This is a genomic window from Streptomyces sp. NPDC035033 (assembly GCF_040636735.1).
GTDB lineage: Bacteria > Actinomycetota > Actinomycetes > Streptomycetales > Streptomycetaceae > Streptomyces.
The window spans coordinates 1-6,598 of sequence record NZ_JBEZUZ010000172.1; the positions used below are offsets into that span (position 1 = coordinate 1).

General features: G+C 74.5%; 5 protein-coding genes. 2 read left to right on the plus strand and 3 right to left on the minus strand.

Annotation, left to right across the window (positions count from 1 at the left end; all coding sequences use genetic code 11):
- Nucleotides 1–182: 182 nt before the first annotated feature.
- Entirely contained in the window at nt 183–1,397 is a 1,215-nt protein-coding gene (locus AB0E83_RS34595) for a helix-turn-helix domain-containing protein (RefSeq protein ID WP_362120660.1), read from the minus strand.
- 453 nt (nt 1,398–1,850) lie between these two features.
- On the opposite strand from AB0E83_RS34595, the gene AB0E83_RS34600 reads away from it, so the two are divergent.
- Together AB0E83_RS34600 and AB0E83_RS34605 are read left to right on the plus strand one after the other, a co-directional pair.
- Nucleotides 1,851–2,195, plus strand: coding sequence for a hypothetical protein (locus tag AB0E83_RS34600; protein ID WP_362120662.1), 345 nt, complete (start codon nt 1,851–1,853; stop codon nt 2,193–2,195).
- Complete coding sequence (locus AB0E83_RS34605) at nt 2,192–3,781, plus strand: cation acetate symporter (RefSeq protein WP_362120663.1); 1,590 nt, start codon at nt 2,192–2,194, stop codon at nt 3,779–3,781. The genes AB0E83_RS34600 and AB0E83_RS34605 overlap by 4 nt, the downstream gene beginning before the upstream one ends.
- A gap of 61 nt (nt 3,782–3,842) precedes the next feature.
- Here the strand turns inward: AB0E83_RS34605 and AB0E83_RS34610 are convergent, their stop codons facing one another.
- Both AB0E83_RS34610 and AB0E83_RS34615 read right to left on the minus strand, forming a co-directional pair.
- Nucleotides 3,843–4,541: an ATP-binding protein gene (locus AB0E83_RS34610; RefSeq protein ID WP_362120665.1), complete on the minus strand. Its 699-nt coding sequence runs from the start codon at nt 4,539–4,541 to the stop codon at nt 3,843–3,845.
- A 538-nt stretch (nt 4,542–5,079) separates the two neighbouring features.
- On the minus strand, nt 5,080–6,336 hold the full coding sequence (locus tag AB0E83_RS34615) for a D-arabinono-1,4-lactone oxidase (protein ID WP_362120667.1): 1,257 nt from the start codon (nt 6,334–6,336) through the stop codon (nt 5,080–5,082).
- Between the last annotated feature and the right edge of the window lie 262 nt (nt 6,337–6,598).

Below are 6,598 nucleotides of genomic sequence, written 5' to 3' on the forward strand. Positions count from 1 at the left end.
ACGTCGTCGGGGGCGAGGCCGCCGAGCGCCACCCTGACCCGGACCCCCGGCGTGGGGGCGGGGGGGGGGCGGGGGGGGGGGGGGGGGGGCGCCCCCGCGCCGGGGGTGACCGTCCGCCCCGGGCCGGCCCCCCCGCCCCCGGGCGGCCCCCCGCCCGCGCGGGGCCTTCGGCGCCGCGGCCCTCACACGGCCGCGGCGCGCAGCCGGTAGGCGTCGAGGGCCAGCGCCAGGTCGACCAGGTCCCGCGGACGGTCCAGCCGCAGCCCGGTGAGCCGTTCCAGGCGGCGCAGCCGGTTGAGCACGGTGTTGCGGTGGCAGTACAGCAGCTCCCCGGCCTGCCCCGCCGAGCCCTGGCAGTCGAGCCACGCCTCCAGGGTGTCCATCAGCAGCCGCCGGTCCGCCACGTCCAGCTCCATCACCTTCCGCAGCGTGCGGGTGACGAGCTCGTCGGCCAGATCCGGCCGGGAGAGGACGAATCCCGCGGAGACCCGCTCGTCCAGCGCGACCAGCTCCCCGTCCTGCCGGCAGGTGCCCAGCGCGAGTTCGGCGAGATCACGCGCCCGCCCCAGCTGCCCGAGCCCGTCGACGACGGGGCTCACCCCACCGCGCGCCCCCGGCCCGACGGGGACGACGGCGCGCAGCTGCTCCACCGTCCGGTCCCGCAGCAGCGCGACCACGACCTGCCCCTCCGGGTACGGGCACCAGTGGAGCTGGATTCCGGCGACCTCCTCGCGGACCGGCGCGCCCTCGGGGCGGGTCGCGTCCGCCCCGCTGAGACGGACCACGGCGTAGCGACCGGTGAGCGGGAGGTCGAGGATCACCGCCGCGCCGGACAGGTCCAGCGGATCGCTGTGCCCCCGCAGGAGCGCCTTCAGCGCCGGAAGCAGCTTGCGGCCGTCATCGGGCGGCAGGCCGAGCGTGCGCTCGCGGTGGGCCTCCTTCAGGAGCGTCATGTCCCGTTCGACCCAGCGCCAGAAGTCGCCCGCCGCGTACACGAGGAGCGGGGCGTCCTCCGGGCTGTCCTCCAGGACCGCCTCGACCAGCGCGTCCCAGATCACCGACGCGCCGATCCGGTACGCCTGGGTGACCGCCAGCAGCGGCACGCCCTGGGTCGCCCTCCGGTGCCCCACGGCCCAGGCGCGCTCGCCCGACTCGTCGAAGCGTTCCGGGGAGGCGAGCGCGCCGACCGCGACCTCCAGCGCCTCGTACGTGGCCCGCGCGACGTCGGGCGGCGCGAGCAGGGGGCTGGTGTAGTGGACGACCTCGGCCCGGAGCCGTTCCATGGCCCGGTCGACCAGGGTGGAGAGGCGCCCGAGCAGTGTGGTCGCGGCACGTCGGAGGACTTCGTCCGCCGACGCGGGTGTTCCGCCGCCCGCCGAGGAGCTCTCCGCGGACATGGCGCCGCTTCTGTCGGCCGCGACCACGCCGGATGTTCCGAGACGCGACGCGTGCATGATCACCTCCGCTTCCAGGGTCCTGGCATTGTTGGCCATCTCGGGGGTAAAGACCAGGCTTGCGGCGACGGGCCGGACCGCACTCGCGGCCGACGCGCGTGCCGGGCGGACCAGGGCGGCGGACATTGTGTCACCGCACAGTCGCCGCACCGCGGGAGTGTGCCCGCCCACTCGATCGGCGACCGGTCCCGCCTGAGGGGTCCCGCCGCTGGACGTGCGCGGGGATTCCCGCCCATGCTGCCCTGGTCGCCGGCGATCACGCACCTCGACCGGGCATCGCGGGCGACCTCCTCCTCGCGGCACAGGCGCCTCACATCCCGCCGGCCGCGGGCACCCGCCATGAGCCCCGGGTGCCGCGAACGGCCGTCCACCCCTTCAGATCTCCGTGGAGCCCCTGTGCATTCCTCGCCTTCCTGGCAGCCGTGGCCGGACGACGCCATGCCCCCGCCCGGCCGTCCCGACGCCGCTTCCCCGGCCGGGGAGCCCGACCGGGGCTCCTCCCCCACCGGCCTCCCCGACCACCGCCCGATGCGCGTCGTCGGCGGGTGCTACCTGCTCCTCGCCGTCGGCGGCGCCGTCTTCCCCACCGCCCTGAGCACGACGGTGGCGGGCCACCTGAGCGTCGGCCTGGTGCTCGTGGCGCTGCAGCTCGTCGTCATGGCCGCCGCCGTGGTCCGGTGGCGGCGGCGCCCGGCCACGGCGGACCGGCGGACGGACCGGAATCAGGGGAGGCACGCGTGAGCGGCGCGGCCCACGAGGCGACGACCGTCGTCGGCCTTCTGATCTTCATGGCCCTGTGCGGCCTGCTCTGCGTGATGACCAACGCGGAGGACGACGGCGACGACCGTGCCGCGCTCCGGGACCTCAAGCCCTGGCAGCACGGCCTGGCCATCAGCGGTACGGGGCTGTCGTCGGTCAGCCTGCTCGCGATCACGGGGATGGTCGCGGTGACCGGCCACGACGGCGTCATGATGCTGCTGGGGATGGCCCTCAGCATGGTGCTCCTCGCCCTCGTCGTCGCCGAGCCGCTGCGCCGGACCGGCGCCCGCACGGTCGGTGACGCGATCACCCGCCGGGCGTCCCGGCCCTCGGTGCGCGTGGCCGTCGCTCTGGTCACGCTCACCGTGTGCCTGGCGTTCCTGGTGCTGCAACTGGCCGCCGTGGGGACCTTGACCACGCACATGCTCGGCCTGGAGGGCACCGGCCCCCGCACCGTCGGCATCGTGGTCATCGGCGGGCTGATGGCGGCCCTGGCCGCCACGGGCGGGGTACGCGGCACCGCGCTGGTGCAGGTCGTGAAGGTGGGTGTGCTGCTGGCGGTCTTCACTGCCCTGGCGCTGTTCGCGCTGCGCCACTTCGGCTGGAACCCCGACCGGATGCTGGCGGCCGCGGTACGGGGCGGCGTCCACGGCGACGCCCTGCTCGGTTCCGGACTGCAGTACGGCTCCGACGCCCTCGGCGTCCTGCAGCAGATCGGCACCGCGCTCGTCATCCCGCTGGGCATCGCCTGCCTTCCCCACGTCACCCTGCGGGTCCTCGGCGTCGGACGGGCCGACAGGACCCGGCCGGCACTGGGGTGGGCGGCCGGCCAGATGCTGCTGATCTCCGTGCTGCTGGGGGTCGCGGGCTTCGGTGCGGCGGCGGTCGTCGGTGACCGCCTCGCCGGAGCGGACGCCTCGGCGAGCGCGGTCCTCTCGCTCGCCGGTGCGCTCGACCGGGGCGGACTCCTGCTGTCCGCGGTGTCCTGTGCCGTCTTCCTCGCCGCGCTCGCGACCGTCGCGGACGTCGTCCTGGCCGGGGCGCGGACGGTGGCTCACGACCTGTACGCGCACGCGGTGCGCCGGGGCGCCGCCTCTCCGGCACGGGTGTCCGCCTGGGCCCGGTGGACGGCGCCCGCCATCGGCATGGTGGCGGTCCTGCTCGCCGTCCTCGCGGGCGACTGGCCGCTGTTGGTGCTGTCCACCGTGGCGCTGACCCTCTCCGCGTCCGCCCTCGCGCCGGTTCTGCTCTACTCCCTGTCGTGGCCGCGGTTCACGAGCCGGGGCGCCCTGTGGTGCCTGTACGGCTCCACCGTCCTCACCCTCGCGCTCTCCGCCGCCTCTCCCTTGCTCTCGGCGGGCCCCGGTGCCGTCTTCCCCGATCTGGACTTCCAGTTGACCCCGCTCATGGTGCCCGGGGTGGTGACGATCCCGGCGGGGTTCGCCCTGGGGTGGCTCGGCTCGGTCCTCACCCCGAACACCTCCGGGACGCACCCTGCGGCCGAGTCGCGCGCAACGGTGGGGACCGGGGACCGGTCCCGTACTCCGACGGACGCCGACATGCGATGACGCGGAGGACGCGTGGCGGTCCCGGCCCGATGACGTGCCACGCCACTCGTCCGGCCACGGGTCATCGACGGCGTGCGGGAGAGTCGGTCGGCTCCGGTGGCTGCTGGGCCCAGACGGTCTTTCCGTCCGTGCGGTAGCGGGTGCCCCAGCGATCGGCCAGGCCGGCGACGATGAACAGACCCCGACCGTTCTCGTCGACGGTGCGCGCGTGCCTCACGTGCGGTGCGCTCGTCGCGCCGTCACTGACCTCGCAGGTGAGTGCCTGGTCCCGGATCAGGCGGAGTTCGAGGGGCGGTGCCCCGTAGCGGACGGCGTTGCCGACGAGTTCGCTGACGATGAGCTCCGTGGTGAAGACCGTCTCCTCGTCGCAGTTCCAGCTCTCGAGACGGCGGCGAGCCCGCGCACGCGCCAGCGGCGCGGCTTCGGGCCCGTCCGGGAGGCCGCAGGTGAAGACCTGGTCGGACCGGCCGGTGGGACGGGAAGGCGGATGGAGGTGCCGTCGAGGAAGACGGCGACGGGCTCGGGCAGCCCGGCGCTGACGACGGTGCACGTGAGGTCGACGGGGTCGTGGACCGCGATCAGGCAGTCGGCGGTGAGCCGCTCCCGGTGCAAGGGGTCTCGCTCGGGCAGTGCGGAGCGTTCGGCGGCCAGACGGATGACCGTGTCGCCGAGCCGCGCCATCGGTCACGCCGACGCCGATCATGACGCCTCCGACGCCACCCAGGGCGCACCTCAGGAGGGGCTCACACAGGACCTGCATCCACCACGACGTCTCGCCGGCCGATGAGCGGCGCAGGACAGGCGCCGAGACCGTCTGCGGGTCCTAGCCCTGATCGAAGGAGTTGTCGTACCACTCGACGGTGGTGCCGATGAGGCCGGCGGCGACGATGCGCTTGACGGATCCGGGGGACGTGGCAGTGGGTCTCGCGGCGGCCATGTGCACCACTTCCGAGCGAGTGACGGGGACGTGTTCGTGTCGCCGCACCGTGGAAACCCGCTGGTCACGCGTGGATGTGGTGGCACACCACAGCTCGGCGGCCGAGGGTGCGGACAGCCGCCGTGCCGGCCCCGACGGGGCTCCGCCCAGGTGCCGGGGCCTCGCTCGCCGGCCGGGCCTGGGCCCGGCTCGCTCTCCGGAGGGCGCCGGGGAGGCGCAGGCGACGAAAAGGGCGATGCGGAAGACGGTCAGGAGCGGGCTCCGATCCGAGGTGGTGCGGAGACGGCGGGGGCGGGGTCGCCAGGGGCCGCTGCGGTCCGGGCGGTGGCGGGGTCCGCCCCGGCCGTGCTCCGCGGACGGTTCACCGCGGGAAGCAGCGGGCGATGAAGTCGTTGCGGAACGTCCCCGTGGGGTCGACCTCCGCCGTCAGGCGCTCGAAACGGTCGTACCGGGGGTAGAGAGCGCGCAGGGCCTCGGGCTCCGTGACGAAGAGCTTGCCCCAGTGCGGCCGGGCCGCGAAGGGGGCGAGGGCGTCCTCGATCACGTGCAGGGCCTTCGTCACGGCGGCGGTGTCGGGCAGCCAGGTGAAGTGGAAGGCCACGGAGTCCCGCCGATGGGCCGGACTGAGCCAGAGGCCGTCCGCGGCCACGCTCCGGATCTCCCCCACCTGCAGATGGGGGGCGAAGGCGTCCCGTACGGCGTGCAGGGCGTCGAAGGCCGCGACGGCGTCCTCACGGGCGACGAAGTACTCCGACTGGAGTTCGTCGCCGCTGCTCGGGGTGTGCTCCAGCCTGAAGTGCGGCAGCCGGAACGGGGACGGGCCCGGCAGGCCCAGCTGCGGGGTACAGGAGCCGGCCGGCATGCCGGGGACGGGGTGTCTCGGGCCGTCGGCCCGGACGGCACCGAGCCACCGCGACGGCTCGGTCGCGGCCTCCGGGGCGTCCGCGCGCCGCTTGAGCCACACCTGGTCGATCAGGTCCCCTCTCCAGCGGGTGAAGAGGCTGACGCTGTACGCGGCGGACATCACCTCGTCGAAAGCGCCGCGGAGGGCGGTGACGGGCAGGTCTTCGTAGACCCACTGCCGGACGTCGAAGGCCGGCACCAGGTCCAGGGTCAGCGTGGTGACCACGCCGAGTGCGCCGAGGGCGACCACGGAGCCCTCGAAGTGTTCGTCGCCCCGCCGCGTCGTGACGAGGTCGCCGGAGGCCGAGACGTACGTGACGGCCCGTACGGCCGAGGCGAGGGTGCCGTTGCCGTCCCCCGACCCGTGCGTGCCGGTCGCACAGGCTCCGGCGATCGAGATGTGGGGCAGCGAACCGAGGTTGTGCAGGGCGAGTCCGGCCTCGTGGAGGAGGCCGGTGATCTCGCCGAAACGGGTCCCACCGCTCACGGTGACGGTGCGGGCCCGCCCGTCGACGTCGAGCACACGGGGCAGGCCGGCGGTGGACACCAGGTCCCCGGTGGTGTCGGCGATCGCGTTGAAGGAGTGGCCGGTTCCCAGGGCTCGTACGGCACGGGAGCCGGCCACCAGCTCCTGCAGCTCCTCGACCGAGGCGGGGGTCCTGAGGCGTTCCGCGCCGAAGGTGATGTTCCCCGCCCAGTTGGTGGTGTCGGTCATGTCCTTCCTCCCGGGGGGACCCGTGTCCCCCCGTCTCGTGGTTCCGCCACGCTTCACAGCGTCACGGCAAGATCTGGCGCGACCCCGCCCACGCCGTGGTCCCCACGGACACGGAGGCCGCGGGGGGCGGGCCGGCGCATGGCCGTGGTGTCCCGCCGGGCTGCCGGCGCGAAGTTGGGCCAACCGTGGGTTACCGTGACAACGCGGACCGCAGGTGCGCCGAGATTCGCGTGTCCCGCGAACGGAACGGACAGGGAGAGAC

What these genes read in the sequence shown, in the direction of transcription:
- AB0E83_RS34595 (WP_362120660.1), bottom strand. Translation starts at nt 1,397, where the DNA reads ATGTCCGCGGAGAGCTCCTCGGCGGGCGGCGGAACACCCGCGTCGGCG.
- AB0E83_RS34610 (WP_362120665.1), bottom strand. Translation starts at nt 4,541, where the DNA reads ATGCAGGTCCTGTGTGAGCCCCTCCTGAGGTGCGCCCTGGGTGGCGTC.
- AB0E83_RS34615 (WP_362120667.1), bottom strand. Translation starts at nt 6,336, where the DNA reads ATGACCGACACCACCAACTGGGCGGGGAACATCACCTTCGGCGCGGAA.